Genomic DNA, 26,718 nt, shown 5'->3' with positions numbered 1-26,718 from the left:
ATTGCTCATGAAGCGAAGTTCGTCGCGTCACAGATCAATCTGATCCGCTTTTTTTTGCTCCATCTGTGCCAGATTTCGCAGATAGTCACCAAAGCCACCACGTGCACGACTGTCGAACCGCGCGCTGGTGAGCACTTGCGGGCGGTGGCTCCAGGCGATGTTCGCGCCGTCCAGTTCCAGCTCCCGCACCAATTGCACATCCTCATCGCACGCCAGTGGTTTAAAGCCTCCGGCCCAGCGATAAGCATCGGCGCTGATGCCCAGATTGGCGCCGTGGATATGCCGATGGCCATCGCAGGCACGGTAATGCCGGTGATAGCGGATTTGCGCCGCTGCATCGAACGACTCATGCCAGCGTTCGACGGTGACGGTACCGCATACCGCGTCTGCACCCAACCCCAGTTGTGCCACCAGCCAGTCGTCGGCGACGCGGCTGTCGGCGTCCGAACAGGAGATCCAGCGCGCGCCGCGCTCCAGCAACAGCTGTGCACCGGCCGCCCGGGCCTGGCCGACGTTGCGTGCATCGATGTGCAGGCTCAGCACCGGATAGCGACTGACAATCTGCGCCGAGCGGTCGGTGCAGCTGTCGAGCACCACCAACACTTCAACCTTTTCACCGGCCAGCAAGCCGTGGCGGCTGGCGCGCATGGCCGCGTTCAGGCAGTCGTCGAGCAGATCTTCCTCGTTGTGCGCCGGGATCAGAATGCCAATCATCGCAAACCCTCCAGTGCCGCCACCGAGCGCGGTTCACGGCTCCACACCTCAAGAATGAAGTCCGCTTCCTGATGCAGAACCAGCCGTGGCAGATGCAGTTTTTCGTGAATCAGGTCGTGAACCTGCCGCGCATTCAGCGGGCAGTCGTCGATGGGTGGACGCCAGTGACAGGCGAGGAACTGGCCGTCGGCAGTCAGGCAATCACTGGCCCGACGGATCACTTCTGTCAGATCCTGGCTATCGAGGTAGTAGCCGATCTCGCTAAATACAATCAGGTCGAATTTTTCTTCCGGCCAGTCGCCGGGAAGACGGTTTTGCCGCACTTCGGCATGATCGAACAGACTCAAACGCGCGCGCGCCAAGGTCACCGCCGCGCTGGCGGTGTCGCAACACAGCAAGCGATCGCAACGTGCGGCAAGTTCGGCGCTCAACTCGCCGTTGGCGCAGCCCGGTTCGAAGATCGCCCGGTAATGCGGACGCGGCAGGGCGGCGAGGGTGATCGCGCGTTTACGTTGCTCGTACCAGCGCTCGCGGAAGGCCCACGGGTCGTCGTTGCCAGCAAACAGGCCATCGAAATAGCGATCTTCGACACTCATAGAAACACCACTTCGAAGGGCTGTAAGAGGCGATCGAGCACATACGGCGCGAGCACCGGGCCAAGTCCGGCGTCAGGATCGCCTTCCAGTTGACTGGCGAAGGCGTACACCGCGTGGCGCTTGCGTGCGACTTGCGCTGGCGTCAGGAGAATCTTGCGCGCCCGTTGCCACGGTACGAAGGCGTCTTCCGGGGTCGCCCAGTGCCACGTCCACACCGGCAGTTCGTGGCAGGTCGCACCGACCCGGCGCGCGGCTTCGGCACTGGCGCGGCCGACCGCTTCGTGGTCGCAATGACCGTCCTCGCTCCAAGTTGCGAACAGCACGTCATCGGCACGCAAATGACGCGCGATGAAATCGACCAGCTCGGCTTCCTGAGCCGCGACCTGCGTGTCGGTAAAACCGCCGCGCAGCCACTTCACCCGATGCATCGGCAGACCGAGTCGGCGCAGCGCTTCGGCGGACTCCTGCGGGCGCACCACGCTCAGTCGCTCCACCGGCCAACGACTGGAACCGGGGTGACTGGCGCTGCCGTCGGTCACCGAAATCAGCTGCAGAGGCCGGCCAGCCGCCGCGAGCAATTGCAGCAAGCCACCACAACCGAGCACTTCGTCGTCCGGATGCGGCGCGACAATGACTGCCCGTGCGCCCGGTGGCACCAGACTGAGGATGTCGATGCTCTCCAGCTCCGCCAGATGCCGCGAAGCTTGCCACTGATGCAGGCTCGTGCCCTGGCCGACAATCGGATTGGTTTTCATAGTGTCCATGCCTCTGCGGAGTGCCCGGCGACCATTTGCCCGAGCGCAGCCAGATCACGTTCGGCATGACTCTGACGCAGGAACACCGGCAGATCGGCGCTGAGCCGGGCAAAGTGCCGATCCTTGCAAAACGGCCCGGCGCCGAGCGCGCGACCGACCTCACGCATTACTTGTTCGGCCGACTGCTCGACCACCGCGCGAGCCCGACGAGCAAGCAGTTCGGCGTTGTCTTCTGGGTGCGCGTCGATGTGCAGTGCGCTGAAACGCAGCACATCGGCCGCCGCCTGCAATGCGCTGTCGACCGCGCCGAGGTGGGCGAGGGCATGCGGTTCAGGGCGCTGGCCACATTGGCTGCGCAACGCTTCGGCGATTTGCCGCGCGGCGCCGTACCAGCATGCAGCAATGCCGATCCCTCCCTGCCAGAAACCCGGACGCTGCAGATAGTCGCCGGAGTTGCCGATGGCCTGCGCTTCTGCGTCGTCGAACAGCACTTCCACGCTGCCGGTGGCAGCCATGCCCACCGCTTGCCAACCCTGCTCGGTGACGGTGACGCCCGGTTGGTCGAGGGCGACGGCCACCAGTTGTTGCTGATCATCGCTATCCCACGCGGTGAGCAAGGCATGGCTGAGCACTGCGGCGCCGGAGCACCACGCTTTGCGTCCATGCAGCGCGACCATGTGCCCGGCCGGGCTGACTTTAACCTTTGCCTGCGGCGGTTCCGCTGCCCACATACCCCAAGTGCTGCCCGGGGTCGGCGAGCCGCCCAGTTGCTCGATGATCGCCAGTGCGTCGGTATGCCCTTCGAACAATTTGCACAAACCCAGATCATGCCCGCCGACCTCGGCCAGCCGCTGAAAGCGCTCCAGGGTGTGGCCGCTGCCTGGCAACGGCAACCGATCCAGCCCGGCCTCGACCAGCGCCCGCAGGCAATCGCCGAGAGCTACGGTGTGCGGATAGTCCGCTGGACGTCGGGCGAGATAACTATGCAGATCCATATCAGTCTTCTTCTTCACGTTGCAGTTCGAACAGCAGCAACGAGCGCCCGGTAACCGAATATTCGTGGCCGAAATCGAAGCGTTCCTGGCCACGGATCGATGGCTGGTTGGTATCGATCATGCACGTCCAGAAACCGCCGTCGGGTACTTCCGGCAAAGTGAAGTTGACGATGTCGTGATGGGCGTTGACCACCAGCAGCAAGGTCGCATCCGCGCCTTTACGGCGAATCCCGGTTTCCTGCGCGCGGCCATCGAGCAACATGCCCAGGCAGCGGTTGTGCGCATCGTGCCAATGCTCGGTGGTCATCTCGGTAGCGTCCGGCGCGAGCCAGGTAACGTCTTTGACGCCAATGTCCTCGTTGTACTCGCCGACCAGGAAGCGCCCGCGACGCAGGATCGGATAGGCCAGGCGCAACTTGATCAGGCGTTTGACGAATTTCAGCAGTGCCTTGCCGTCTTCGCTCAGGTCCCAGTTGACCCAGCCGATCTCGCTGTCCTGGCAATAGGCGTTGTTGTTGCCGTCCTGGGTGCGGGCGAATTCGTCGCCGGCGACGATCATCGGCGTGCCTTGGGCGAGCAGCAGGGTGGCGAAGAAGTTGCGCATCTGCCGATGACGCAGGGCGTTGATTTCCGGATCGTCGGTCGGGCCTTCGACGCCGTGGTTCCACGACAGGTTGTTATTGCTGCCGTCCTGATTGTTCTCGTCGTTGGCTTCGTTGTGTTTGTCGTTGTACGAGACCAGATCGTTGAGGGTAAAACCGTCGTGCGCGGTGATGAAGTTCACCGAGGAATAAGGACGCCGCCCGCGCTGGTTGAACATCTCGCCAGAAGCGGTCATGCGACTGGCGAAATCGGCGACCTGGCCATCGTCACCTTTCCAGAAGGCGCGCACGGTGTCGCGGAACTTGTCGTTCCACTCGACCCAGCCCGGCGGGAAGTTGCCGACCTGATAACCACCGGGCCCGCAATCCCACGGCTCGGCGATCATTTTCACCTGACGCAGCACCGGGTCCTGGCGACAGGCGACAAGGAAGCTGTGACGCTCGTCGAAACCGTCGTGATAGCGGCCGAGAATGGTTGCCAGATCGAAACGGAAACCGTCGACATGCATCTCACTGGCCCAGTAACGCAACGAGTCGGTGACCATTTGCAGCACGCACGGGTGACTCAGGTCCAGCGTGTTGCCGGTGCCGGAATCGTTGATATAGAAGCGCTTGTCGTCGGGCATCAAGCGGTAGTAAGAGGCGTTGTCGATGCCGCGCATCGACAGGGTCGGGCCTTGCTCGTTGCCCTCGGCGGTGTGGTTGTAGACCACGTCGAGGATCACTTCGAGATTGGCTTCGTGCAGGTGCGCGACCATCTCCTTGAACTCGGCAATCTTGCCGCTGGCCAGATAACGCGGGTCCGGGGCGAAGAAGGCGATGCTGTTGTAGCCCCAGTAATTGGTCATGCCTTTGTGCAGCAGATGCTGGTCGTTGACGAACGCGTGAATCGGCAGCAGCTCGACCGTCGACACGCCGAGCTTGCGGATGTGTTCGAGCACATCGTCGACCATCAGACCGGCGAAAGTGCCGCGCACGTTTTCCGGCACCGAGGGGTGACGCATGCTGATGCCGCGCACGTGGGTTTCATAAATGATGGTCTTGTCCCACGGCACGCTGACGCGGTGGTCATTGCCCCAGGTGTGCGCCGGGTCGATGACCTTGCATTTGGGCACGAAGGGCGCGCTGTCGCGTTCATCGAAACTGAGGTCAGCGTCGGGGTGGCCGATGGTGTAGCCGAACAGCGCTTCCGACCATTTCAGTTCGCCAACCAGTTGCTTGGCGTAGGGATCGATAAGCAATTTGTTGTGGTTGAAGCGGTGACCGTTGGCCGGGTCGTACGGGCCATAGACGCGGTAGCCGTAGATCAGTCCAGGATGCGCATCGGGCAAGTAGCCGTGGTAGATCTCGTCGGTGTATTCCGGCAGTTCGATGCGCTCCAGTTCGACTTCGCCGGCGTCGTCGAAGATGCACAGTTCGACTTTGGTAGCGTTGGCGGAAAACAGCGCGAAGTTGACCCCCAGCCCATCCCAGGTCGCACCGAGCGGGAAGGGCAAGCCTTCACGGATTCTCGACGGCTCGGCGTGCGCGGTGGGCTCGGCTTTCTTTGGACGGGTCATGATTGCTCCTGCAAAAAACGGGATGGTTCGGTTGACACTGTTTCCCCTGTGGGAGCGAGCCTGCTCGCGAAAGCGTCGGCACATCCGACATCTCTGTTAGCTGACCCAGCGCTTTCGCGAGCAGGCTCGCTCCCACAGGGGATTGGTGGGTTTCTTGAGGACGAACGCGCCCTCGGTGGCGAGCGAACCCGCCACACATTCATTCAGTTCAATAATCCGGTTAGCGTCAGATCGCCGAAGGCTTCTTCGGCGCCCGGGGCTTTTTCTCGGCGGCTTTTTCGCCCGGGGGAATCACTTTGGCGGCGCTGGCCGGTTTGGCCTTGGCCGCCGGTTTCGGTTTGGCGGCCGGCGCTTTGACCTCGGCAGTCTTGCCCGCAGTTTTGCTGCCCGCGGCTTTCGGTGGCTTCTTCGGCGCCAGGGCTTCTGCTTCAGCCAGTTTGCGCGCCATCTCCCAATGGCGCTCCTCCTGACCGTCGGGCTGACCTTCCGACTCCCAGATTTGATAGGCGAATTCGCGAATGCGTTTATCGTCGGTACTCATCGCAATGCTCCTGAACTGAACTCATGCTTACGTTAAGTGTTGGATAAAGAGATTGACCGGGACATCCCCCAGCGCGTCGCTGATATTCAGCTTCCTGTTTTTTGTGACTGCTGTGCTTGAAAAAAGTCCCTTCAGGTTTGTGTCAGAGGCGGCGAACGGTAAAACCACCCGCGTATCGCCCCAGCGCAGCGCATCGACCTGAGGTACAGCACCGTTTTCCAGCAGGGTTGCGCAACGGATCGGCACGATCACGATGACCTGCTTGCCCTCGTGCTCACGGGCAAACGCGAGCACGTTGTGCGCCTGACTGCCGAGCACTTCCAGGGCCTGATAGCTGCCCCGGCGGAACAATTCGGCATGCTCGACACGCAGGTTCAGCACTTCGGCGATCAAGGCTTGCTTGATGCGTCCGTCACGCCAGTTCGCCAGCAACTCCACAGGTGGCAATGGCTCCTGCAAGGCCTGCTCGCGAGCGGCGTAATCCACCGGCCGGCGATTGTCCGGATCGACCAGGCTGAAGTCCCAGAACTCATTGCCCTGATACAGATCCGGCACCCCCGGCACGGTCATGCGCAGCAAGGTTTGCGCCAAGCCATTGAGGGCGCCGGCGGCGGCGATGCTGTTGACGGTCTTGCTCAGCGCGGCGCGCAGCAGTTCGCCTTCCTCTCCGGTGAGGAGTTTTTCGGTGAACGCCTGCGCGGCGTTTTCATAGGCTTCGTTCGGCGCGCTCCAGCTGCTTTGCAGCTTGGCTTCACGCAGGGCTTTCTGCTGCCATTGCCAGATACGCTTGGCGTAGTCGGCGAACCCGGCCTGATCGTCATCGCGCAGTTGCAGCGGCCAGCTACCGAGCAACGCTTGATAGAGGATCAGTTCATCGCCGCTCGACGGCATCTGCTCGTCAACCCGAACGGGGCGGGCGAGGGCGCGCCACAATTCGATCTGCTCGGCATACCAGTGGCTGCGCTCGCTGAGCACGGCCAGCCGCGCGCGGGTGTCTTCGCCGCGTTTGTGATCGTGGGTCGCGGTGGCCAGCAAGTTGTCGGGGAACTCGTCCAGCCGTTGCTGATTGACGGCATGAAAGTCGCTGACCGGGGCACTGAACTGTTCGGTGTTGTAGCCGACATCGTTGCGCGACAGCAGCACCGCCGAGCGATACAGCGCGGTGTCCTCCACGGCTTTGGCTGCTGCCGGCGAGGTCAGTTGCTGAAAACGCACGCAGGCGTGCTTGAGAATTTTGCGTGAACGCCCGCGCGGTTTGCGCCGCCATGGCGTGCCACCGAGCCAGGCGGCGACGCAGTCGAGCACCGGCCAGTCGGCTTCGCTCAGCGTCTGCCGGGCCCCGTCCATGGCTTGCTGGAAAAACACCTCGTCCTGCGCCGAGCGGCCCATGGCGCTGATGTAAGTGCGGTACACCGGGAAGTGCACGATCAACGCTTGCAACACCCGACGGATCGCGCCGAGGGTCAGGTCGCGGGTCATCAGGTCATCACGGGCGACTTGCAGCAGCGCCTGGGCGACGCTCTCACAATCGCTGGCCAGCGAGCCGTTGAGGATCTGCTGACGCGCCAGTTGTGCTTCTTCGATGAACGCGGCGGGGCGTTCGGTGCGCCGTTGCCAGAGGTCACCGAGGACGAATTCGCCGTCCGGGTCGTGTTGTAGCAGTGACAGCTGATTCATGAACTCGTAACCGGTGGTGCCGTCCACCGCCCAGTCACGGCGCGGGGTTTCACCGGCGCCGAGGATCTTCTCGACGTAGATCGGCAAGTGCCTGCCCGGTGCCAGCAGATCAACCCGGCGGCGCAGCTTGCGGCAATAACCACGCGGGTCGGCGAGGCCGTCGATGTGATCGATGCGCAAGCCGTCGACCAAGCCTTCGGCGATCAACTGGAAGATCTTGCCGTGGGTGGCTTCGAACACCGCCGGACGTTCGACGCGCAGGCCGCCGAGTTCGTTGATGTCGAAGAAGCGCCGCCAGTTGATGTCATCCGCCGCCGTGCGCCAGCTCGCCAGGCGATAGCTTTGCCGCTCCAGCAACTGATGCAATTTGTGGAAGCCTTCTTCGGTTGTTGAGTCGAAATGCTGCAGGTTTCTTTGAATCGCTTCAAGCGTCTGCGGATCGCTCGCCAGTTCGCGCAGTTCTTCCTTCAGTGGCATCGCCAGCGAATGCGCATCGGTCTGATAACTGAGCGTGCTGAACCGGTCAGCTAGGGATTTCAGCGTCTCTTGGTATTTGAGGATCTCACCGTAGTCACTGGGGCAGATCGGGAAGTGATGGTCGTAATGTTCGACGTAAAAACTGCCAGTGTGTGGGTTGAACTGCAGTTTCAGTGTGCCTTCCTGCAACGCGACGCCGTAGTCGCTACCAAGAAACGGTAGCAACAATTGGCCTTCCATCAACGGGTCGGGCGAGTGCCACTGAATGTCGAAAAACTCACCGTAAGGACTCAGGCGTCCCCACTCCAAGAGATCCAGCCACCACGGATTGTCATTGCCGCCAACCGCCATGTGATTGGAGACGATGTCGAGGATCAGCCCCATGTTGTGTTCGCGCAGGGTGCTGACCAAGCGCCGAAGCGCCGGCTCACCGCCAAGCTCCGGGTTGACCTGGGTCGGGTCGACCACGTCGTAGCCGTGCATGGAACCGGCCCGCGCCGCGAGCAGCGGTGAGGCGTAAATATGGCTGATGCCGAGCCGGGCGAAGTACGGCACCAATGGCACGGCTTGTTCGAGGGTAAAACCCTTATGAAATTGCAGGCGCAGTGTCGCGCGCAGGGGCTGGATAAGCGCTTGATTCATTGGTCACGCTCGGCAGCCTGAAGTCGCGCGCAGGCGAGCAGTTCCAGTCGCCGCGCCGCATCGGCACCGTCGAGCAGCGCCTCACTGTTGCCGGGCAAGCGTCGCGACCAGTTTGGGTGGGTATCGATGGTGCCCGGCAGGTTCGCTTGTTCGTTGATGCCCAGGGCATCCTCCAGCGGCAACAGCACCAACGGCGCGCGGGTGTGGCCGAGGAAGCGAACGGCGGCATCGACCACTTGATCGGCCTCGTGGGATTCTTCGCGAAAATTCTGCGGGTCCTGGCTCAAGGCGCTGCGCAAACCTTCGCGTTCACGCTGACGATGATGCCGCCATTCGATTTCACCGTTGGCGTCGACAAAACCCAGCCGTGCGTTCCAGTCGATGTCGCGACCGTGCCACCAGCCGTTGAGCGTCGGCAGATCATGGGTACTGGTAGTCGCCAGCGCGTTGTCCGGCCAGTCGAGAATCGGTTTGAAATGGGTGTTGTCCTGCTCGAACAGCAACACGCGCATGCCCAGCATGGAGCGTGCGCTGAGTTTCTCGCGCAGGCCATCGGGTACGGTGCCGAGGTCTTCACCGAGGACGATGGCCTGGTGGCGATGCGACTCAAGGGACAGCAAGCGCAGCAAGTCATCGACCGGGTAATACAGATACGCGCCATCGGCAGGTGCCGAGCCGTTGGGAATCACCCACAGCCGTTGCAGGCCCATCACATGGTCAATTCGCAAGCCGCCAGCGTGGGCGAAGTTCGCCCGCAGCATGTCAATGAACGCACGGAATCCATTGCGGATCAGGCCTTCCGGCGAGAACGCGGAAATCCCCCAGCCTTGCCCGGAGCGATTGAGAATGTCCGGCGGTGCGCCCACGGTAAGCGAGGCGAGCAGTTCATCCTGAAAACTCCAGGCCTGACTGCCGGCGCCGTCGGCACCCACCGCCAGATCGGCGATCAGGCCAATGCCCATACCGGCGCTGCGGGCGGCGGTTTGCGCGCGTTCCAGACAACGGTGAATCAGCCACTGGCAAAAAGCGAAATAACCGATGCGTTCGGCGTATTCCTCGGCAAACGCTTCCAGCGCGGCACCGCGCGGGTCGTGCCAGTGCTCCGGCCACTGACGCCAGTCGAGGTTTTCGCCACGGGCGGCGCGCATTTCCTGAATCGCTTCGAAACGGCAGTGGTTTTCCAGTGCTTCGCCACCGGCGTGGCGGAAACTGGCGAAGTCCGGGTGCAGCGGGTGGTCACCAGCGATGAATCCTTCATACAAGGCTTGCAGGAGTTTTTGCTTGGCGTCGGCGGCGCTCGGCCAATCGATCAGTTTCAGGTCTTCAAGTTGTGCGAACCGTTCAGTCAGACCTGCTGCGTCGATGGCATCGCGCAAGGCGCGTTCACCGAGAATCGCGCCCGGTGCGGCATACAGGGAATTGAGGAACAGCCGACTGGACGGCGAATAAGGGCTGTAGCGCCCGGTATCGGCGCTGAACATGGCGTGCAGCGGGCTGATCGCCACCGCATCGGCGCCGCGCTCACCGGCCACGCGGACCAGGTCCTCCAGCGCCTGAGTATCGCCGAAACCGCCGTCACCGGGGCGGCGCAGCGAATACAGCTGCGCACTCAGGCCCCACACGCGGGGAATCGGATTATCCACCGCATCGCCGACGCTGAAGCAGCGCTCCGGGGCTACGGCCAAGGTGAAATACTGATCGCTGATGTGCACTTGTTGATAGCCGACCGGGATCAGCCCCGGCAACACCGCTTCGCTGTCCAGTTTGAGGTTCAGGCGTGAACCGTCTTCAAGGTGAATTTCACACGGGGTTTCAGGCGCAAAGTAACGCCCCAGATCAAGGCCGACGCCGACATCGCTGGTCAGCAGCGGCGGCAGATGGCGGTCTTGTTGTACGGCTTGCAGTTCCAGCAGGCTGGCGTCGATTTCCTGCGCCGTGCTGGCAGGGTGACCGAGGCCGATAAGAACATTGCGCAGCACCGCCGGAGCGACTTTTTGCGGGCGGCCGTTGGCGTCGATCCAGTCGACGGCAAGGCCGGCGCGGCTTGCGAGAATTTCCAGTTGCGCATCGCTCATAGGCGCTCTCCATCCAGAGGTTGCAAAGGGGTTGCGGCCGTGAGGCTGACAAGCGCGCAATACGCGGGCAGTTCGCCCGATTCCGATAGATCGACGGTGGGTGGCTGCTGAAACAACCACACGGCCTCGGTCTGTGGAGGGTTGACCACTGGCGTGTCGCTGAGGTTCAGGTCAATTCGCAGCTCGCTGCCATTACCCAGACGCCAGCGCGCACTGACCGCGCCATAACCGAGCATATGGGCGCCGAGCGCTTGCGTGCCGGACAGATGGGGGATGATGTATTGATGGCGAAATTGCAGCAGCTTCTGGTACAGCTCGAGGGTTTCCTGCTGTTTGGCGCTGCCATGGCCGACCAGCCTTGGCTGTGAGGCGTGGAAGGTTTTTTCAGCATTCGGGTCGGGAATCTGCTCGCGTTTGTGCGGATCGGTGAAGGCGCTGAACGCGGCAAATTCATTGCGGCGGCCCTCACGCACCAGTTTCGCCAGTTCGCCGTGGTGGCTGGTGAAAAACAGGAACGGCTGCTCGGCGGCGAACTCATCGCCCATGAACATCAGCGGAATCATCGGTGATAGCAGCAACAACACGGTCGCTGCCTGCACGGCGCGCGGATCGGCCAGATGATGCAGGCGTTCGCCGAACGCACGGTTGCCGATCTGGTCGTGGTTTTGCAGGAACAGCACGAACGCGGTGGACGGCAGGTGCTCACTGGGCTCGCCGCGAGGTTCGCCGTGGCGGGTGATGTGGCCCTGGAAGACAAAACCCTGACTGAGGCAGCGCGCCAATTGCTCGGTTGGTTGTGCGGCGTAGTCGGCGTAATAGGCGTCGGTTTCACCGGTGAGCAAGACGTGCAAGGCGTTGTGGCCGTCGTCGTTCCACTGCGCGTCGTAGTCGTATTCGAGCAGGCTCGACTGATTGAGTTCGTTTTCCACGGTCAGCCAGACATGCCGGCTCGGGTCGATCTGCGCGCGGATGCGCTGGGCCATTACCGTAAGGAAGTCCGGGTCCTCGATGGCATGCACCGCGTCCAGACGCAGACCGTCGAAGCGGTACTCAAGCAACCACATCAGGGCGTTTTCGATGAAAAATTCCCGCACTTCGTCGCGGCGGAAATCGATCGCCGCGCCCCACGGCGTGTGTTTGTCCTCGCGGAAAAAGCCTTTGGCGTAACGATGCAGGTAATTGCCGTCAGGGCCGAAGTGGTTGTAGACCACATCAAGAATGACGGCCAAGCCGTGGCCGTGGGCGCTGTCGATCAAGTGTTTGAGTTGTTCCGGCGTGCCGTAGGAGGCTTGCGGTGCGTAGGGCAACACACCGTCGTAGCCCCAATTGCGTTCGCCGGGAAACTGCGCTAGCGGCATCAGTTCGATGGCGGTGACGCCCAAACCTGCAAGGCGCGCCAGATGTTGTTCGACTTCCGCGAACCCCCCGAGCGCACCGACGTGCAACTCGTAGATCACCGCTTCGCTCCACGGCCGACCGTGCCAGGCACTGTGGCGCCATTGATAAGCCAGCGGATCGACGACCACACTGTGGCGGCCGATGTCGCCATCCTGCGCTCTGGAGGCCGGGTCGGGCACCTCCAGTTCGCCGTCGATGTTGTAGCGGTAGCGGGTGCCCGCCGGACAGCGGGCCTTGATCACAAACCAACCGTCGGCTTGAGACAACATCGGCAGAGACTGGCCGTTTTCAAGTTCGACACTGACGTAAAAAGCATCCGGTGCCCACAGCGCGAACTGTGTGTGTTCGGCGTCCAGCATGATCGCGCCGTGGGGCCAGGTTTCAGTAGACCGTAACGGCATCGTGGTGAACCTCCCTGGTTATTTGTGGTGAGCTTTACCCAGCGCCTTGGCGACCAGTTGTTCGTAGAGTTCGGCGTACGGTTCAACCGCTTTGCACCAGTTGAACGGCGCAGCCATTGCCCGGCAACGCATGGCATTGAGCAGTTCGGGGAAAGCGAAGACCTTGAACGCGCGGCTCAGAGCTTCCTGATAGCTTTCAGCGGTGGATTCGTCGAAGAGGAAACCGGTGACGCCATTTTCAATGGTGTCTGCCAGACCGCCGGTATTGCGCGCCACCGGCAGCGAGCCGAAACGCTGGGCGTACATCTGGCTCAAGCCGCAAGGCTCGTAACGCGATGGCATCAGCAGGAAGTCGCTGCCGGCGAACATGCGCCGGGCGTCGGTTTCGTTGAAGCCGATGCGCACGCCGATCTGCCCGGGAAAGCGCAGCGCCAGTTCACGCATGGCCTGTTCTTCTTCCGGTTCGCCACGACCGATGATGGCGATCTGGCCACCATTTTTAACGATGTACTCGGACACCGCTATCGTCAGGTCCAGACCTTTTTGATAGACCAGTCGCGACACCACGGCGAACAGCGGGCCTTCTGAGTCATTCAATTCAAATAGCTCACGCACATGCGCGGCGTTGACCGCTTTGCCTTCCCAGTCACCAATGGCGAACGATGCGAACAGGTGCGGATCGGTGGCGGCGTCCCAGCTCTCGTCGATGCCGTTGGGAATGCCGCTGAGCAAGCCTTGCTGAGTCTTGGCGGCGAGAAAACCGTCGAGGCCGCAGCCGAAATCCGGGGTGGTAATTTCCTGCGCATAAGTCGCGCTGACCGTGGTGATATGGCTCGAATAGGCCATCCCGGCCTTGAGGAACGACATCTTGCCGTAGAACTCCATGCCTTCCTGTTGCAGGGCATGGTTGGGGATGCCGAGTTCAGGGCAGGAGCCGAGGCTGGTCACGCCTTGATAGGCGAGGTTGTGAATGGTGAACAGGGTCGGCGTGCGCTGCCCGCGCCAGTGCATATAGGCAGGGGCGAGACCGGCCGGCCAGTCATGGGCGTGCACCAGATCCGGGCACCAGTGAATTTGCGCGAGATTGGCGGCGATGTCAGCAGCGGCCAGGCCCAAGCGGGCAAAACGAATGTGGTTGTCCGGCCAGTCGCGACCGTTATTGGCGCCGTAGGGCGAGCCTTCGCGCTCGTAGAGCTCAGGGCAGATCAACACGTAGATGACCAGACCGTCCGGCATGTCCATGCGCCCGATCCTGCACGGTGGCAATGCGGCGTGACCGCCGAGTTCGCCGATGATGTGGATCGGATTCTCGCTGTGCATCACTTGCGGGTAGCCGGGGATCAGCACGCGAACATCGTGCAGATGGGCCATGGCGCGGGGCAGGGCCGCAGAGACGTCGCCCAGACCACCGGTTTTCACCAGATCGGCGATCTCCGAAGTCACGAACAGTACTTTTTTCTTGTTGGGGTTCTGGCTCGCTACTGGAGTCAGCGTTTTGGTGCCGGGGACGTTGATCTGTCGGCTGCCGGGAACACTGACGGTGCTCGATTCACCAACCGCCTGCTGAGCACGCTCTCCCTGAATATCCAATGCCGCACTGATCATATGAATCTCCCGTATCGTTGATCTGATTCTTGTCTTGAACAAGCGATGTCCATGGCCAAGTCCTGTGGCCGGGCGCAAACGCGCCACGCATCGGTGAGCAAACGCTACCCAACACGCGCAAGCAGAATGGGTGAACGGGCCGTTGCAAGGATTGCACCAGTCGCTTTGGCCCTGCCTTTCAGATGACCCGCCGCTGCGCGCAAAAGTTTCGACTTTTTTTCCGCAATGTGACCGGTCGGTTTTACCCCGCGAAAATTAGTCTAGGCCAGATCCTAGAGCGGGCCAGAGCAAATGGGTAAATTGTTCGACAATCGGTTGGCGGTCGGTGCAAACCGTGCTTTTGAGAGGGAAACGCACCGACGAAGTGCAGGTTTTTCTGCGAGGGAGGGCCAAAACGGTGACTGGTTGGTCACAATTTTGTGCTAGCGGGCAGCGCGGGCGCACTGTTGTGGTGCGGGCAGTTTGTTGATGAGTGGACAGTGAGTGCCCCTTCGCGAGCAAGCTCGCTCCCACAGGGGATCTTCAGTGGACGGAAAATCTGTTCCTGGCCCGGATCCAATGTGGGAGCGAGCTTGCTCGCGAAGGCGATGGTCGCTACACCAGCGCAATGATGGGAGTTCTCAGTTCAACAGGCGAACCGGTTCCCCAGCCGCCCATCCCTGAATATCCTCGATCATCTGCGAAAAGAACTGCTCATAGTTCTGTCGACTGACATAGCCCACATGCGGGGTCGCCAAGACATTGTCGAGTGTGCGAAACGCGTGCATGGCCGGTAGCGGCTCGTGTTCGAACACATCCAGTGCGGCCCCGGCGATCTGCTGTTTCTGCAGGGCCTTGATCAGCGCCGCTTCATCGACAATCGGCCCGCGTGCGGTGTTGACCAGCAGGGCCGTCGGCTTCATCCAGCCCAGCGCCTGCGCATCGACCAGACCGCGACTGCGCTCGCTGAGCACCAGATGCACCGACAGTACGTCAGCCTGCTCGAACAGTGCCTGCTTGCTGACGTACGTCACGCCGGCCTGTTCTGCGCGTTCGGCCGTGAGGTTTTCGCTCCAGGCAATCACCCGCATGCCGAACACTTGACCGAACTGCGCGACGCGCTGGCCAATGCTGCCCAAGCCGAGAATCCCGAGGGTCTTGCCGTGCAGGTCGCCGCCAAGCCCTTGCTGCCAATGGCCGGCGCGCAAGGAATTAGCCTCATTCACCAGATTACGCGTGGCTGCCATGATCAGTGCCCAGGTCAACTCCGGCGCGGCATGCTTGTAGCTGTCGGTGCCGCAGACTTTGATGCCGAGCTTTGCTGCGGCCTGCATGTCCAACGCCGCGTTGCGCATGCCCCCAGTGACCAGCAGTTGAAGGTTGGGCAGGCGCTTGAGCAGGTCTTCGTCGAACCGCGTGCGTTCGCGCATCACGCAAATCACCTGATAGCGGCCCAGCCGTTCGGCCAGTGTCGCGTTGTCGGCCGGGTAATCATGCTCGAACGTCACTTCACCAAGGCTATCGAGCACTGACCAGTCGACCACATCGCGGGCCACGTCCTGCCAGTCATCGATTACTGCAATCTGCACCGCCATCAGCCTTACCTCATCAACGAACGGGATTGGATGTATTCAGCCAGCCGAGCAGGGCCTTGTGGAACTGCGCTGGTTCTTCCATTTGCGGCGCGTGGCCCATGCCGGGAAACTCCACCAGCGTCGACTGCGGAATCAGCTTGGCCACTTGTTTACCGAGCACGTCGTAATGGCCGATTTTCGCTTTCACCTCAGGCGGCGCGAGGTCCTTGCCGATGGCGGTGGTGTCGGAGGTGCCGATCAGCAGCAGGGTCGGCATCTTCAGGTCCTTGAACTCGTAGTACACCGGCTGGGTGAAAATCATGTCGTAGATCAGCGCCGAGTTCCACGCGACCTGGGTTTTGCCCGGACCTTTGCTCAGGCCGGCGAGCATGTCCACCCAACGGTCGAATTCCGGTTTCCAGCGGCCGTCGTAATAGGTAGTGCGTTCGTAATCACGAATGCCCTGGGCGCTGACTTTCAGCTCACGTTGATACCACTGATCCACGGTGCGATAGGGCACGCCGAGGGCTTTCCAGTCTTCCAGGCCGATCGGGTTGACCAGCGCCAGTTGCTCGACCTGTTCCGGGAACAACAAGGCATAGCGGGTGGCGAGCATGCCACCGGTGGAGTGGCCGAGCAGCGTGGCTTTCTGAATGCCCAGTGCTTTGAGCAATTGTTGGGTGTTGGTCGCCAGTTGCTGGAAGCTGTATTGATAATTGTCCGGTTTGCTCGAGGTGCAGAAGCCGATCTGATCCGGCGCGATCACCCGGTAACCGGACTCGCTCAAGGCCTTGATCGAACTGTCCCAGGTGGCTGCGCAAAAATTCTTGCCGTGCATCAGCACCACGGTGCGGCCATTGGCCTTGCCGTGAGCGGCGACGTCCATGTAACCCATCTGCAGGGATTTGCCCTGAGACTGAAAGGCAAAGTGTTTAAGCGTGTAAGGGTATTCGAAGCCTTGCAGCTCCGGGCCATAGGCCGGGCCTTCAGGCGGTGCCTCGGCTGGCGCGGCAGCCTGCGCAGACAAGGGCAGGGCGGCGCAGAGGAACAGGGAGGGGAGCCAACGGGAAAACGTGACAGACATAAGGTCAAACTCCGTTTGAAATCGGTCGATGCTGGAACGGCTGGATTATGGCGACGTTAAACACAGGCAATCCCTGCGCCTGATCGTTCAACCCAACCAACCCAGGGTCAGCATGGTCAGCACGCCGTAGCGCGCACCTTTGGCCAGGGTGACGATCAACAGAAACCGTCCGAGAGGCTCGCGCATGACACCGGCAATCAGCGTCAGTGGATCGCCGATGATTGGCAACCAACTGAGCAACAACGACCAGTGGCCATAGCGCTCGTAATGCTTGCGCGCGGTGGCCATATGTCTGGCGCTGACCGGAAACCAGCGCCGATCCTGAAATCGCTCGAGCCGGCAACCCAGCCACCAGTTGACCAGCGAGCCGAGTACGTTGCCCAGCGTCGCGACGGCCAGCAATCCCCACAGCCAGTAGCGATCACTGACGATCAGCCCGACCAGCAATGCCTCGGACTGCAGCGGCAACAAGGTCGCTGCACCGAACGCGGCAAGGAACAGCCCGAAGTAAGCCGCGCCGATCAATGGGCCGGGTAGTCCGCCACCACGACATCAGCACCATCCTTCTTCAGGCCAATGACCTGATAGGCATCGCTCATACCGTCCATTTCCATGCCCGGCGAACCCATCGGCATGCCCGGTGCGGCCACTCCGAGCAGGTCGTCACGCTTGCTCAGGGCCAGCACTTGTTCTGCCGGCACATGGCCCTCGACGAATTTGCCGTTGATGATTGCGGTGTGGCACGAGGCCAGACGCGGCGGAACGCCATGTTGTTGCTTGAAGCTGCTCATGTCGCTTTCAACGTGATCGTCGACTTTGAAACCGTTGGCTTCGAGATGGCTGATCCATTTTTTGCAGCAGCCGCAGTTGGCATCGCGGTGCACTTCGATCGGGATCAGATCGGCGGCCTGGGCCAGGGAGGAAATGAACAGGGCGCTCAGGGCGACCAGACGCAGGTGGGTTCGCATAGCGGATCCTCGGCTCGGGTAACGGTCAAAAAAGAACGCATTTTGACCGGTTTTTCCTGCTCGGCATCAACGCAATGTTTCCAGTTGTTGCAAGGCAGGCTGGCAGGATGATCGTAGATCAAGGCTGACAGGTTGCTGAGCGCGAGATGAAAAATCTGTCAGGTGGCAATTGTGTGAACGCCGTCGAACCCTGTGGGAGCGAGCTTGCTCGCGAAGGCAGTGTGTCAGGCACTGGATGCAGTAACTGAAAGGGCGCTTTCGCGAGCAAGCTCGCTCCCACAGGGGTTATATGGTTGGCAGGAATTCCTGCATGAATCAGCGGACCTTGAAACGGCCCATGATCGCGCTCACCCGGCTGTTGGCTTCAAGCAACTGATGGGTGTTGAGTTCGCTGGCTTTGCCGCTCTGCACCAGTTCATCAACCATGTGGCGGATCTGCACCATGCTGCGATTGATCTCCTCGGTCACGGCGCTTTGCTGCTCGGCGGCGGTGGCGATCTGGGTGCTGAGGCTGTTGATGTGGCTGACCGAACCGGCCATTTCATCCAGACCCGAGTTGACCCGTGCGGTGGCATCGGCGGCGGACTGGCAACTGGCCTGAGTGTTTTCCATGGCGCTGACCGACGAGCTCACGCCTTGAGTCAGGCGCGTCAACATCTCGTTGATCTCCGAGGTGCTGGCCTGCGTGCGGGCGGCGAGGGCGCGGACTTCATCGGCAACCACGGCAAAACCGCGGCCCTGTTCACCGGCGCGCGCCGCTTCGATGGCCGCGTTTAGCGCCAACAAGTTGGTCTGCCCGGCAATTGCGCCGATGACCCCGAGAATCTCGGTGATGCGCTGGGCGTCCTGCTGCATGTTTTCAACTTTGTGTGTAGCGCTGGCCACTTCATCGATCAGCGCCACGACACTATTGGTGGCTTCGCCCACCACCACGCGGGAACGGTCGGCGTTTTCGTTGGCGCGCTGGGTGAACGCTGCGGTTTCGGCGGCATTCTGCGCCACGCTTTCTGCCGTCGAGCTCATCTCGGTGATGGCGGTAACGGTCTGATCGGTTTCCGAGGCGTGACGCAGCAGAATCTGGCTGGTGTGCGCCGAGGTACGTTGCAGGTTGTCGAGGCTCGACGCCATGGCGCCGGTGGCCTGGGTGACTTCGCCGATCATGTTTTGCAGATAGGCAATGAACGTGTTGACCGAATGACCGATGGCGCCGAGTTCATCTTCGGCGCGAATGGTGATGCGGCGGGTCAGGTCGGCATCGCCGCTGGACAGCAAATCGATGTTGGCTTTCAACGCTTTCATGCGCTGCACCAACTGGCGAATCGCATAGACCTGCAACAGCACCAGCAGGATCACCAGCGGAATCTGCAACAGGCTCAGGGTGCTGAGGACGTCATCACGTTGGGCGGTGAGCATTTTCGTTGGCAGGGCGGTGGCGAGGAACCACGGCGTGCCTTCAATCGGGCGCATGAAGAAGGTGCTGGCTTCACCGTTGTTGTCGAACTCGATGCGCTGCGCCTGATCACGATTCTGCAACCCGGCTTTGACCTGGCTGGCAAAGGTTGAATTACCGGCCAGTTCGCTGATGTTCTTCAGCACAATCGGGCCACTGATGCGCGAGCTGTTACTGATGATTTTGCCGTCGGCTTCAACGATGAGCATTTCGGCGTTGAGGTCTTTTTCCTTGCGCGCCACCAGATCATTGAAGAAGCCGAGGGTGACGTCGATGGTCGACACGCCCCAGGCATTACCGTTTTTCTGGATGGCCATGGCGCAGTTGGTGCGCGGCTCGGCGCTGGCGTCGTCTTTGTATGCGGCCGCCCAGGCGCATTGGCCGCGTGGTGTGGCCATGCCGCCCTTGTACCAGCTCTGGTCGTAATAGTTGGGGGCTGCGTCGCTGTTCCAGAATGTATTCACCGCCAGTTTGCCCGAGGCATCGCGGTGCCAGAACGTGCTGAATTTGTTGCGCCCAGGCTCACGTTGCCCCGGCAGCGGCCAGATCCCGCCACCGAACACCTTCAACTCGCCGTACTGATCGACCAGGCCTGGCAGCACCGTGTCGATGGCGGCGCTGTCGAGCAGCGGGATGGTCTGGGTGATGCTGCGCTGTTGCGCCTGCACTTTGTTCAACTCGCCCTGAATCTGCTCGGCCACTTCGGCGATGCGGTTGAGGACCACCTGTTCTTCGGTCTGACGCAGTTTGGGGGCGACCAATTGGCTGATGCCGACCACGGTTAACACTGACAAGAGCAGGATGAACAGAACCAGAAACAGCGTGTAGCGAGCCGAAATAGTACGGAATGCGGGCATGGAGACCGGTCCTTGAGCAGCGCTTCTTATTAGGGGGCAGGGGTAAAACAGTGCGGGTATCGACAGCGTATCGTCGATGTGCCGGGAACCTTTAGGTACTTGCGTCCTAAAAAACATCCGTGCCGATGACTGGTCGGTATCAGACTCGATACAGCTGCTGTGGCCAACGTGCTGGATCGCGGGAAAAAGTCATTTTCGTTGCATTGGCATGACAGCTCTGGGTCAAGGTTTACGGGGCGTTTTGCTTTTGTATCGAGAATGTACAAGAATTGTAAAAATGTGCAGAAAGAGGTTGGTGCCATCAGTTCGCCCGCTGATACTCGCGGCCATTGATGGCATCGCTCACGGAATTTTTATGGTTTTTCACAGGGAGTCTTCTCATGACGATCGGTAACGTTGGCGGCTGGCAGGCCAAGGCAGGACTTCTGGTACGCGACACCGGCGCAAAGAAACAAGTCAGCCAGAGCGTCAAAGTGCAGCAGATGCTCAACATGGTCGGCAACGATCCCAACGCGCTGAACACTGCTGAAATGGACAAGCAGGGTATGCGCAAAGCAATCAAGGGCTTCGATCCGGCGAATGTTTCGGTAAAACAATTGGGTAATCTGAGCGAAATGCTGCGTAGCCGCGGTTTGATCTCCGAGGTCACCTCGTTCACGTTGAAAGCCGCCGGGGACAAGTTCGACCGTTTTGGCGTGACCAAAGACATCGATGCGAAATTCAACGCACTGGAATATTTCGCCACCCAACTCGACGCTATCCAGAACAATGGTCTGAATGGCAATGCCTACGGCAAAAACCTGATTCCCGAGTTCAAGAAAGCGATCTACGTCCTGCAGAACCTGAAGAACTATGGTGATGGCAACGCGCCTAAACCGGTCGATCAGGGCGTCAAGGCCAAGGCGTAAGCTGATCAGTTGTCGCCCGTTCATGGTTCGAACGGGCGATACCGATGGGCTGGCCCTTGCTCAAGACAGCGGCGACGCCTCCTTGGCGTGCGCTGCGATTTGCGACTGCGCTTGATCATGCAAACGCTGCATGTGCGGGCAATGTAACTCCAGAGAGCGCGGGCGATAGCCCCGATGAAACAACGCCAGCCAACCCGCGCAGCGCTCATTCGGGGCAATCCCGGTGAAAGTGAAACCCATCGCCGTCAGGCTCTCCACGGCACAGGCAAATCCGTTTGCAAGTCTTAACCGAATCGAGATCAACCAGTGGGCAGGCAGTCGTTGAAGCTGCTTGAGCAGACTGCTGTCGAGTTTTTTCAGCATGACGTCATAGCGCCCGGTACAGGGTTCGACATGGATCTGCGGCCCCACCCAGGGCGTCTCTTTGTCTTGTGTCCCGTATATCCCGCACAAATGCTCCATGAAACTGGCACAGCTTTGCGGCCATGGCAGTGCCGGGAGCGGTCGTCGGTAGCCATCAATCGGCGTGTAGCCGATGACGATGGACTCCGGCAGCGGTTCGCCAAACGGCGAGGGGCAATAGTCGAGCAGCAATCCGCTGCTGCAGAAACCGAGCCTGTCCGCCATGCGCTGTGTGTAGGGATGCTGCGTCACCTGTTTGATCGTCACGCCATGGCATCCCAGCGCCTGGGCATGGATCAATAGCCGAGTGCCCAGCTGCGTGGCGATGTTCTGCCCGCGGGTCGACGGATGGACCACGCTCAAAGCCAGCTCCGCGGTGGGCGATCCGGGATTCCTGCATAACGTGGCGTGACCGAGGATTTTTTTGCCGGACTGCGCCACCAGTGAATGCCAGCTTCCATCGCCATGGTTCTGGTTGATCATCAACGGCAAATACACGTGTGGCTGCACGTAGTGATCACCATAGATTTCCCGGAACAGGCGGCTGACAGCTCCGGCGTCGGTGCTTCGATAGCTGCGCAGCGTCAAGTCGTCCATGGGCGTTGCTCCGGGCGTTGGGTGTCGTAGGTGCGAAGGTCGACGATTCGTTGCCGCTTACCGGAGCGCGGATGTCGAGCGAGTTCATCGGTTGTGCAATGGACAACCTGCAGTTCAAGTTGGCCCTCAACGCACAGTTGCGTCATCAGCGGGTAATGCTCGATCAACTCACGGTGCAGCGTAGTGCCGGCGTCAGTGCTTTCGGCGTTGAGCCCGTCGGGCACCCACTTCAGACGCAAGATATCGACGTTTGCCGATTGGCTGATGACCAGTTGCCAGTCGTCGCTGGTGGTGCTGCGCTGGACGATTCTGGTGATGTCCTCGATCAGCAGGGTCAGGCTGCTTACCCGCACGCGCTGACTGCTTGCGCTGCGGCCCAGCAAGGCAAATTTGCGCATGGCCGCCGTGGCCGGCTCGCGCCAACAGGCGAGGTCGCCCACGGGGTAGCGAATCAATGGCATCAGCCGTCGGGTGAAGTTGGTGATCAGCAGTCGCCCGCGGCGGTCGCATTCTTCGATCACTTCTCCGGTGTGTTCGTCGACGATTTCCAGCAGGCTGTGGCTGGCCAGCATCCGGTGTTCACCCAAGGCGCAATCGCGGCTCGTGGCACCGATGAAGCCAGCGTCGACACTGGCGTAGCCGATGGAGGCGATCCGTGCGTTGGGAAATACCCGCTGCAACAACTGCAATTGACCGGCGAACAGGCTTTCCCCGCCATAAAGTATGGTCTCGACTTCAACCAGCGTTTGCGCCTGACGCTCCAGCACGCCGGCGAACGCCAGCAATTGCGCGGGCACACCGGCGAGCACGTTGATGCGGTGCTGATGGATGGAATCAGCCAGTACAAAAGGGTCGACATCACCGGTAAACGGGTACTCGGTGACACCCGCTGTTTCCTGCGCCAGTGCGTCATGGATAAAAATGAAACTGGCATACAGATCGCCAACAAAGAACAGATTTGCCACCCGGTCTCCGGGATTCAGTTGTTTGCCGAGATGGCTGCCAAAGTCTTTTACAAGTGTCTGCCATTCTGTGCGGGTAAACGCCGAAAGTTTACCGGCGCTGGATGTTCCTCCGGTCTTGAACACCAGTGCGCGCTCAACCGTTGATGTCAGTACGGGCCATTGATCGAAGTTCTGGCTGGTTGCCCAGTAGTGTTGCGGATCGATGACCGGAAGTTCATCCAGTGTGCTGACCTGCGCTGTAACGTGATGCAAATGTCTGGCGTAATACTTTGAATGTTCACGGGCAAAAGCGACCAGCGCGTTTAACTCGAGTGTTGTGTTCATGATGTTGTCCTGGATGATGGCCGCCGTAGGCGATAGTGCTCTTAACGGCGCGCGTCGATGACTGACGGGATTTTTCCGCTGTGGCGGTTTCTGCAGAATTGCTGCGGCTCGCAGGTTTGCGCTTCAACCGTGAGCAGTCCGGTGCGCTGCAGAACGGCCAGCGTCGAGTAGCTCTGCAGTCGGCCGAGGATCTCGGCAGGCTCGCCGGGGCTGCGAATCAGCAAGCGCTCCAGACCATCAGGGGCGTGATCGAGGTGCAACTGAAACGGTGCTTGCAGGTGTCCGGCGAGTTCGTTCAGGCAAATGAAATCGGTGCCGATGCGCAACAGTCGGCCGTGTCGTTGCAGCAGTTCGAAGCGCGGCGAACTCAGCCCGCATGCGCAGGCGCCGGGCAGCCATCGACCGGTATCGCCGACCTCATAACGTTGCACCTGTTGGCCCTCGCGTGCTTTTGCGGTGAACAGCAAGCGGCCAATTTCATTGCCGGCGAGCGGAACGTCCTCCTCCAGGGCAACGATCTCCAGATGCTGGATGGTGTCCATCAGATGAAACACACCATCGCCGGTGGCGACGCAGGCATGCCCGAATGGCCCCGCATCGACACTGCCGTACACCGCCGAGCGAATGCTCGAGACACCGCAGCGTTGCAATAGCTCACGACACTGATCACTGATGTGTTCACCACCGAGAAACACTTTTTCAATCGCGCCATAACGGCTCAGACGCTGCTGTTCGTTGAGGAACAAGCGATGCAGGGTGCTGGGCATGCCGATCAGTACGGTCACGCGCTGTTCGATGATCACTTGCGCAATATCGCTGTAGTCATCATCGGCGGGGGCGCCCATGGGCAGGTGGGTGGCGCCCAGCAGTTCGAGGACTTTGGCAAAACTGAAAAAGCCGCCATACAACCCGCCACTGAAAAACAGGTTCATCACTTTGTCGCGGCCCGGATCGAGCCCCGCCGCGAACAACCCGTCGGCCGTCGCCTGCATTTGCCGTTGAAAATCGTGGTAACTGAATCCCGACAACGCCGGTGTGCCGCTGCTGCCGCCGGAGCGGAAAAACAGCTGCGCCGCCGCTGTCGTCGGTCGTGCGATAAACGCTTCTTTGTCGGTGATCGGCACGTTCGTCAGGGGCAACGGACAAGGTGTTCGATCAAGGGTCATGTGGCTGGGCAGGTGCGTCGCCGCGACGCTCACCGACACACGGCGGCTCAGGCGTTGCAGCGCGTAAACGCCGTCGTGGGGTTCGCCGTCATAGCCGTCATGGATCGCCTCGATCGGTGCAATTCGGCTGACGCCCGCCGCAATCAGTGTCCGCGACAGTTCCGCGATCTGTGCTTCGCCGCATACCAGCGCACAGCTCTGCAACACGTTGCGCCAAGGCAGCAGGGTTTGCGACAGGCGCTCGCGTGGCAGCGGTTTGAGCAGCAGCGTGCGAAACAGCGGCGAGGGCGCGAGCAACTCATTGTGGGTCCAGACAACGCGCCAGCCCGGCGCACTCCAGACCTGCGCAGTGATTCCGGAAAAACTCCCGCTCAAACGCGTCATCATGCTGTGGCTGCTGATTTCGCTGGCTTCCTGCACCGTCGGCACCAGCGCCGGCCAGTGCCCGGCGCGCCGCTCGAACGCTTTGGCCAATGCGCAGCCGATGTCCTCAAGAACGATGGGATCATCGCTGTCGACCAATAGCCATTGCGGGCTGGAGCAGGCCTGTTGATCCAGTCGACATACCTCATCGACGATCGCCTCCAGTGCCTGCGGCGAGGCTGCGTCTGGCGTCAGATAGGCAAAACTGATGCGGTGCCCCCAGTCGATCCAGCGACAACCGGGTGGCAGCTGTTGGCGGATCGCTTGCAGCGCCGCTTCGCCACCCCACGCCGATACGCCGTTGGCCATTTTGCACAAGTGACCGATCTGCTCCGTCGCCACCGGCAGCACGGCGACGTGATAGCGCAGCTGATCGCTGGGGTCGCATTGCACCAACGCGTGCAGCACACGCGCCGTCAAACCGTGGTCGCTGCGGCTGGGACGCAGCCAATTGATGTTGCCAGCCAAGAGGCTTTCGATCATCGCGCAGCACGCCAGCAGAGGCGCGTTTGCCGGTGTGACATGGACCACCAGACCCAGCGGGCTCCAGCGTTCAAAGTGCGATTGCCGATAATCGAGACGCCGCAGGGTTGCGGCTTGATCGCCCAGTTCTCTTTCAAGTTTGGTTTGCAGAGTACGAGGCTGGCAGAAGTCGATCAGCGCCTGGCGTTGCGCGTCATCCAGCGGCAGCTCGGCGCTGCGCAGATGTTGGGCAAAATTGGCGGTTGCGGTCAGTACAGTGGCGCTGTCCAGCGGCGTGTTCAGGTGTTGCGGCAAGGTCTGATGCAGCCTTGCCAGTGCGTCGTCGAGGTCGACGTCCGCGTGCAGTTCTCCGTTGATCAGGTACATGTCAGTGACTCCCCAATAATTCCGCTGCGGCCATCGCGCAGCTTCTGCCGGCAGTGGTGCCCGCACGGCCATGCAGTTCGAACCAGTCACAGGCAAGGCCACAGCCACAACTTGCGCCGGGGTGCAGCGTTGCCAGATCGCTCATCACTACCGCGTGCGCCGGGCTGGATGAAATGTAGGGTGAGACGAATCCCAGCAAGCCTTGCTGGCCGTAGGGCTGCACGGAGAAATCCAGCGGATTGCGCACGTACGCTTTGGCGTAAACCGGAACGTGGAAATGATGGTGGGCACATTCGATGTAAGGCACCGCGTGCTCGACCGCGCCGTAACCGTCTCGACAGCGCGCTGTCGGGATGCCGAGTTGCCGGGAGATGCGCCCATACAGTTGAAGTTTGGGGATTTCCTCGCTGCTGCGGGTTTTCCAGCCGCCGCCAAAAAACACCAGCGAATCGTCCGGCAGATTCAACTCAGGCACGCCGTTAGCCTGCATATGCTGCAAGGTCTGCCAAAGGAATGCCGGGAAGCCGAAAATGCGCACCGGCAAGCCTTCTTCGGCGAACGATTGCAGGGCCGCGATGACCCCGAACAGATCGAACTGGTGGCTGTCACCGGTGCAGCGCAAGGCGTAGGCGACGCGATTGACCGGGGCAAACCGGCAGAGGAACTGGTCGGTGTATGACGTCCCCAGTGTGATGGCGCCCTGCGGCTCATAGCTCAGCAGCAGGTAGTTGCACGGCGTATCGGCGCAGTTCCAGCCGTAATGGCTAAAGATTCGTTCGACCATGAATTGCGCGCCGGACAGACTGCGCGGGTCATAACGCATGCGACTTTTCTGCCCACTGGTGCCGGACGATGTCAGTTCCAGGGCGTTCTCCCCGGTCGGGCTGAGCAACAGTTGCTGTTTGAAAAAGTTGGCCAGAATCGGTGGCAGTTGCGACCAGTCTTGCAGGGCGTCGAGATCTTCCACGTCGAGACCGTTGGCATTCAGCCAATGGGCGTAACCGGGAGTGTGCTGGCAATGGTATTGACTGATCTCGCTCATGGCCCGGTCGAACAGGCCCGCAGGCACCGAGTCCGGGCAATAGGGGTGTGGCAACGCGCAGAGCGCATCGCTGGCGGGAAACTGGTTCATTTC

General features: G+C 60.9%; 20 protein-coding genes. 1 reads left to right on the top strand and 19 read right to left on the bottom strand.

Features of this window, described 5'->3' with window-relative positions:
• Nucleotides 1-27: 27 nt before the first annotated feature.
• The 15 genes from F8N44_RS04620 to F8N44_RS04550 form a co-directional block, all read right to left on the bottom strand.
• Nucleotides 28-714, bottom strand: coding sequence for a glycosyltransferase (locus tag F8N44_RS04620; protein ID WP_150649503.1), 687 nt, complete (start codon nt 712-714; stop codon nt 28-30).
• Nucleotides 711-1,310 (bottom strand): SAM-dependent methyltransferase, encoded by a 600-nt coding sequence (locus tag F8N44_RS04615; protein ID WP_150649502.1) that lies wholly within the window; start codon nt 1,308-1,310, stop codon nt 711-713. The genes F8N44_RS04620 and F8N44_RS04615 overlap by 4 nt, the downstream gene beginning before the upstream one ends.
• A complete protein-coding gene (locus F8N44_RS04610) occupies nt 1,307-2,065 on the bottom strand; it encodes a PIG-L deacetylase family protein (protein WP_150649501.1) in 759 nt (252 codons plus the stop codon). Before F8N44_RS04610 ends, F8N44_RS04615 begins: the two co-directional genes overlap by 4 nt.
• Nucleotides 2,062-3,060: an acyl-CoA dehydrogenase family protein gene (locus tag F8N44_RS04605; RefSeq protein ID WP_150649500.1), complete on the bottom strand. Its 999-nt coding sequence runs from the start codon at nt 3,058-3,060 to the stop codon at nt 2,062-2,064. Before F8N44_RS04605 ends, F8N44_RS04610 begins: the two co-directional genes overlap by 4 nt.
• A gap of 1 nt (nt 3,061) precedes the next feature.
• Nucleotides 3,062-5,221: a glycogen debranching protein GlgX gene (glgX, locus tag F8N44_RS04600; RefSeq protein WP_150649499.1), complete on the bottom strand. Its 2,160-nt coding sequence runs from the start codon at nt 5,219-5,221 to the stop codon at nt 3,062-3,064.
• A 226-nt stretch (nt 5,222-5,447) separates the two neighbouring features.
• Nucleotides 5,448-5,762: a DUF2934 domain-containing protein gene (locus tag F8N44_RS04595; RefSeq protein WP_150649498.1), complete on the bottom strand. Its 315-nt coding sequence runs from the start codon at nt 5,760-5,762 to the stop codon at nt 5,448-5,450.
• A 27-nt stretch (nt 5,763-5,789) separates the two neighbouring features.
• Nucleotides 5,790-8,558, bottom strand: a complete 2,769-nt coding sequence (locus tag F8N44_RS04590) for a malto-oligosyltrehalose synthase (protein ID WP_150649497.1) — start codon at nt 8,556-8,558, stop codon at nt 5,790-5,792.
• The gene (gene malQ, locus F8N44_RS04585) at nt 8,555-10,633 is read right to left on the bottom strand and encodes a 4-alpha-glucanotransferase (RefSeq protein WP_150649496.1); all 2,079 of its coding nucleotides are present in this window, start codon (nt 10,631-10,633) and stop codon (nt 8,555-8,557) included. Before malQ ends, F8N44_RS04590 begins: the two co-directional genes overlap by 4 nt.
• On the bottom strand, nt 10,630-12,432 hold the full coding sequence (treZ, locus tag F8N44_RS04580; protein WP_150649495.1) for a malto-oligosyltrehalose trehalohydrolase: 1,803 nt from the start codon (nt 12,430-12,432) through the stop codon (nt 10,630-10,632). The genes malQ and treZ overlap by 4 nt, the downstream gene beginning before the upstream one ends.
• Nucleotides 12,433-12,450: 18 nt before the next feature.
• Entirely contained in the window at nt 12,451-14,037 is a 1,587-nt protein-coding gene (gene glgA, locus F8N44_RS04575; RefSeq protein WP_150649494.1) for a glycogen synthase GlgA, read from the bottom strand.
• A 620-nt stretch (nt 14,038-14,657) separates the two neighbouring features.
• On the bottom strand, nt 14,658-15,611 hold the full coding sequence (locus F8N44_RS04570) for a D-2-hydroxyacid dehydrogenase family protein (protein ID WP_150649493.1): 954 nt from the start codon (nt 15,609-15,611) through the stop codon (nt 14,658-14,660).
• Nucleotides 15,612-15,624: 13 nt separating this feature from the next.
• Nucleotides 15,625-16,674, bottom strand: a complete 1,050-nt coding sequence (locus F8N44_RS04565) for an alpha/beta fold hydrolase (protein WP_150649492.1) — start codon at nt 16,672-16,674, stop codon at nt 15,625-15,627.
• An 87-nt stretch (nt 16,675-16,761) separates the two neighbouring features.
• The gene (locus F8N44_RS04560) at nt 16,762-17,196 is read right to left on the bottom strand and encodes a YqaA family protein (RefSeq protein WP_150649580.1); all 435 of its coding nucleotides are present in this window, start codon (nt 17,194-17,196) and stop codon (nt 16,762-16,764) included.
• A complete protein-coding gene (locus F8N44_RS04555; protein WP_038368994.1) occupies nt 17,196-17,642 on the bottom strand; it encodes a DUF411 domain-containing protein in 447 nt (148 codons plus the stop codon). Before F8N44_RS04555 ends, F8N44_RS04560 begins: the two co-directional genes overlap by 1 nt.
• A 315-nt stretch (nt 17,643-17,957) precedes the next feature.
• Nucleotides 17,958-19,949 (bottom strand): methyl-accepting chemotaxis protein, encoded by a 1,992-nt coding sequence (locus F8N44_RS04550; RefSeq protein WP_150649491.1) that lies wholly within the window; start codon nt 19,947-19,949, stop codon nt 17,958-17,960.
• A 380-nt stretch (nt 19,950-20,329) separates the two neighbouring features.
• On the opposite strand from F8N44_RS04550, the gene F8N44_RS04545 reads away from it, so the two are divergent.
• A complete protein-coding gene (locus F8N44_RS04545) occupies nt 20,330-20,857 on the top strand; it encodes a hypothetical protein (protein ID WP_127927954.1) in 528 nt (175 codons plus the stop codon).
• Nucleotides 20,858-20,917: 60 nt separating this feature from the next.
• Here F8N44_RS04545 and F8N44_RS04540 read toward each other — a convergent pair whose 3' ends face one another.
• From F8N44_RS04540 to F8N44_RS04525, 4 genes are read right to left on the bottom strand one after another with little or no spacing between them, the layout of a single operon-like run.
• Nucleotides 20,918-21,856: a GNAT family N-acetyltransferase gene (locus tag F8N44_RS04540; protein WP_150649490.1), complete on the bottom strand. Its 939-nt coding sequence runs from the start codon at nt 21,854-21,856 to the stop codon at nt 20,918-20,920.
• On the bottom strand, nt 21,844-23,145 hold the full coding sequence (locus F8N44_RS04535) for an AMP-binding protein (RefSeq protein WP_150649489.1): 1,302 nt from the start codon (nt 23,143-23,145) through the stop codon (nt 21,844-21,846). The genes F8N44_RS04540 and F8N44_RS04535 overlap by 13 nt, the downstream gene beginning before the upstream one ends.
• A 41-nt stretch (nt 23,146-23,186) precedes the next feature.
• The gene (locus F8N44_RS04530; protein ID WP_150649488.1) at nt 23,187-25,583 is read right to left on the bottom strand and encodes an acyl-CoA reductase; all 2,397 of its coding nucleotides are present in this window, start codon (nt 25,581-25,583) and stop codon (nt 23,187-23,189) included.
• A 1-nt stretch (nt 25,584) separates the two neighbouring features.
• Nucleotides 25,585-26,715 carry an acyl-protein synthase gene (locus tag F8N44_RS04525; protein ID WP_150649487.1) on the bottom strand — a complete coding sequence of 377 codons (1,131 nt, stop codon included), beginning with the start codon at nt 26,713-26,715 and terminating at the stop codon, nt 25,585-25,587.
• Nucleotides 26,716-26,718 lie beyond the last annotated feature (3 nt).

Source organism: Pseudomonas fluorescens, assembly GCF_902497745.1.
In the GTDB taxonomy this organism is placed as follows: Bacteria; Pseudomonadota; Gammaproteobacteria; order Pseudomonadales; family Pseudomonadaceae; genus Aquipseudomonas; species Aquipseudomonas fluorescens_BM.
This window is presented reverse-complemented; position numbering and strand designations above follow the sequence as displayed.

Excerpts from the sequence above, each read along its gene's own strand:
- F8N44_RS04620 (WP_150649503.1), bottom strand. The coding sequence starts at position 714 with ATGATTGGCATTCTGATCCCGGCGCACAACGAGGAAGATCTGCTCGAC.
- F8N44_RS04615 (WP_150649502.1), bottom strand. The coding sequence starts at position 1,310 with ATGAGTGTCGAAGATCGCTATTTCGATGGCCTGTTTGCTGGCAACGAC.
- F8N44_RS04610 (WP_150649501.1), bottom strand. The coding sequence starts at position 2,065 with ATGAAAACCAATCCGATTGTCGGCCAGGGCACGAGCCTGCATCAGTGG.
- F8N44_RS04605 (WP_150649500.1), bottom strand. The coding sequence starts at position 3,060 with ATGGATCTGCATAGTTATCTCGCCCGACGTCCAGCGGACTATCCGCAC.
- glgX (WP_150649499.1), bottom strand. The coding sequence starts at position 5,221 with ATGACCCGTCCAAAGAAAGCCGAGCCCACCGCGCACGCCGAGCCGTCG.
- F8N44_RS04595 (WP_150649498.1), bottom strand. The coding sequence starts at position 5,762 with ATGAGTACCGACGATAAACGCATTCGCGAATTCGCCTATCAAATCTGG.
- F8N44_RS04590 (WP_150649497.1), bottom strand. The coding sequence starts at position 8,558 with ATGAATCAAGCGCTTATCCAGCCCCTGCGCGCGACACTGCGCCTGCAA.
- malQ (WP_150649496.1), bottom strand. The coding sequence starts at position 10,633 with ATGAGCGATGCGCAACTGGAAATTCTCGCAAGCCGCGCCGGCCTTGCC.
- treZ (WP_150649495.1), bottom strand. The coding sequence starts at position 12,432 with ATGCCGTTACGGTCTACTGAAACCTGGCCCCACGGCGCGATCATGCTG.
- glgA (WP_150649494.1), bottom strand. The coding sequence starts at position 14,037 with ATGATCAGTGCGGCATTGGATATTCAGGGAGAGCGTGCTCAGCAGGCG.
- F8N44_RS04570 (WP_150649493.1), bottom strand. The coding sequence starts at position 15,611 with ATGGCGGTGCAGATTGCAGTAATCGATGACTGGCAGGACGTGGCCCGC.
- F8N44_RS04565 (WP_150649492.1), bottom strand. The coding sequence starts at position 16,674 with ATGTCTGTCACGTTTTCCCGTTGGCTCCCCTCCCTGTTCCTCTGCGCC.
- F8N44_RS04555 (WP_038368994.1), bottom strand. The coding sequence starts at position 17,642 with ATGCGAACCCACCTGCGTCTGGTCGCCCTGAGCGCCCTGTTCATTTCC.
- F8N44_RS04550 (WP_150649491.1), bottom strand. The coding sequence starts at position 19,949 with ATGCCCGCATTCCGTACTATTTCGGCTCGCTACACGCTGTTTCTGGTT.
- F8N44_RS04545 (WP_127927954.1), top strand. The coding sequence starts at position 20,330 with ATGACGATCGGTAACGTTGGCGGCTGGCAGGCCAAGGCAGGACTTCTG.
- F8N44_RS04540 (WP_150649490.1), bottom strand. The coding sequence starts at position 21,856 with ATGGACGACTTGACGCTGCGCAGCTATCGAAGCACCGACGCCGGAGCT.
- F8N44_RS04535 (WP_150649489.1), bottom strand. The coding sequence starts at position 23,145 with ATGAACACAACACTCGAGTTAAACGCGCTGGTCGCTTTTGCCCGTGAA.
- F8N44_RS04530 (WP_150649488.1), bottom strand. The coding sequence starts at position 25,583 with ATGTACCTGATCAACGGAGAACTGCACGCGGACGTCGACCTCGACGAC.
- F8N44_RS04525 (WP_150649487.1), bottom strand. The coding sequence starts at position 26,715 with ATGAACCAGTTTCCCGCCAGCGATGCGCTCTGCGCGTTGCCACACCCC.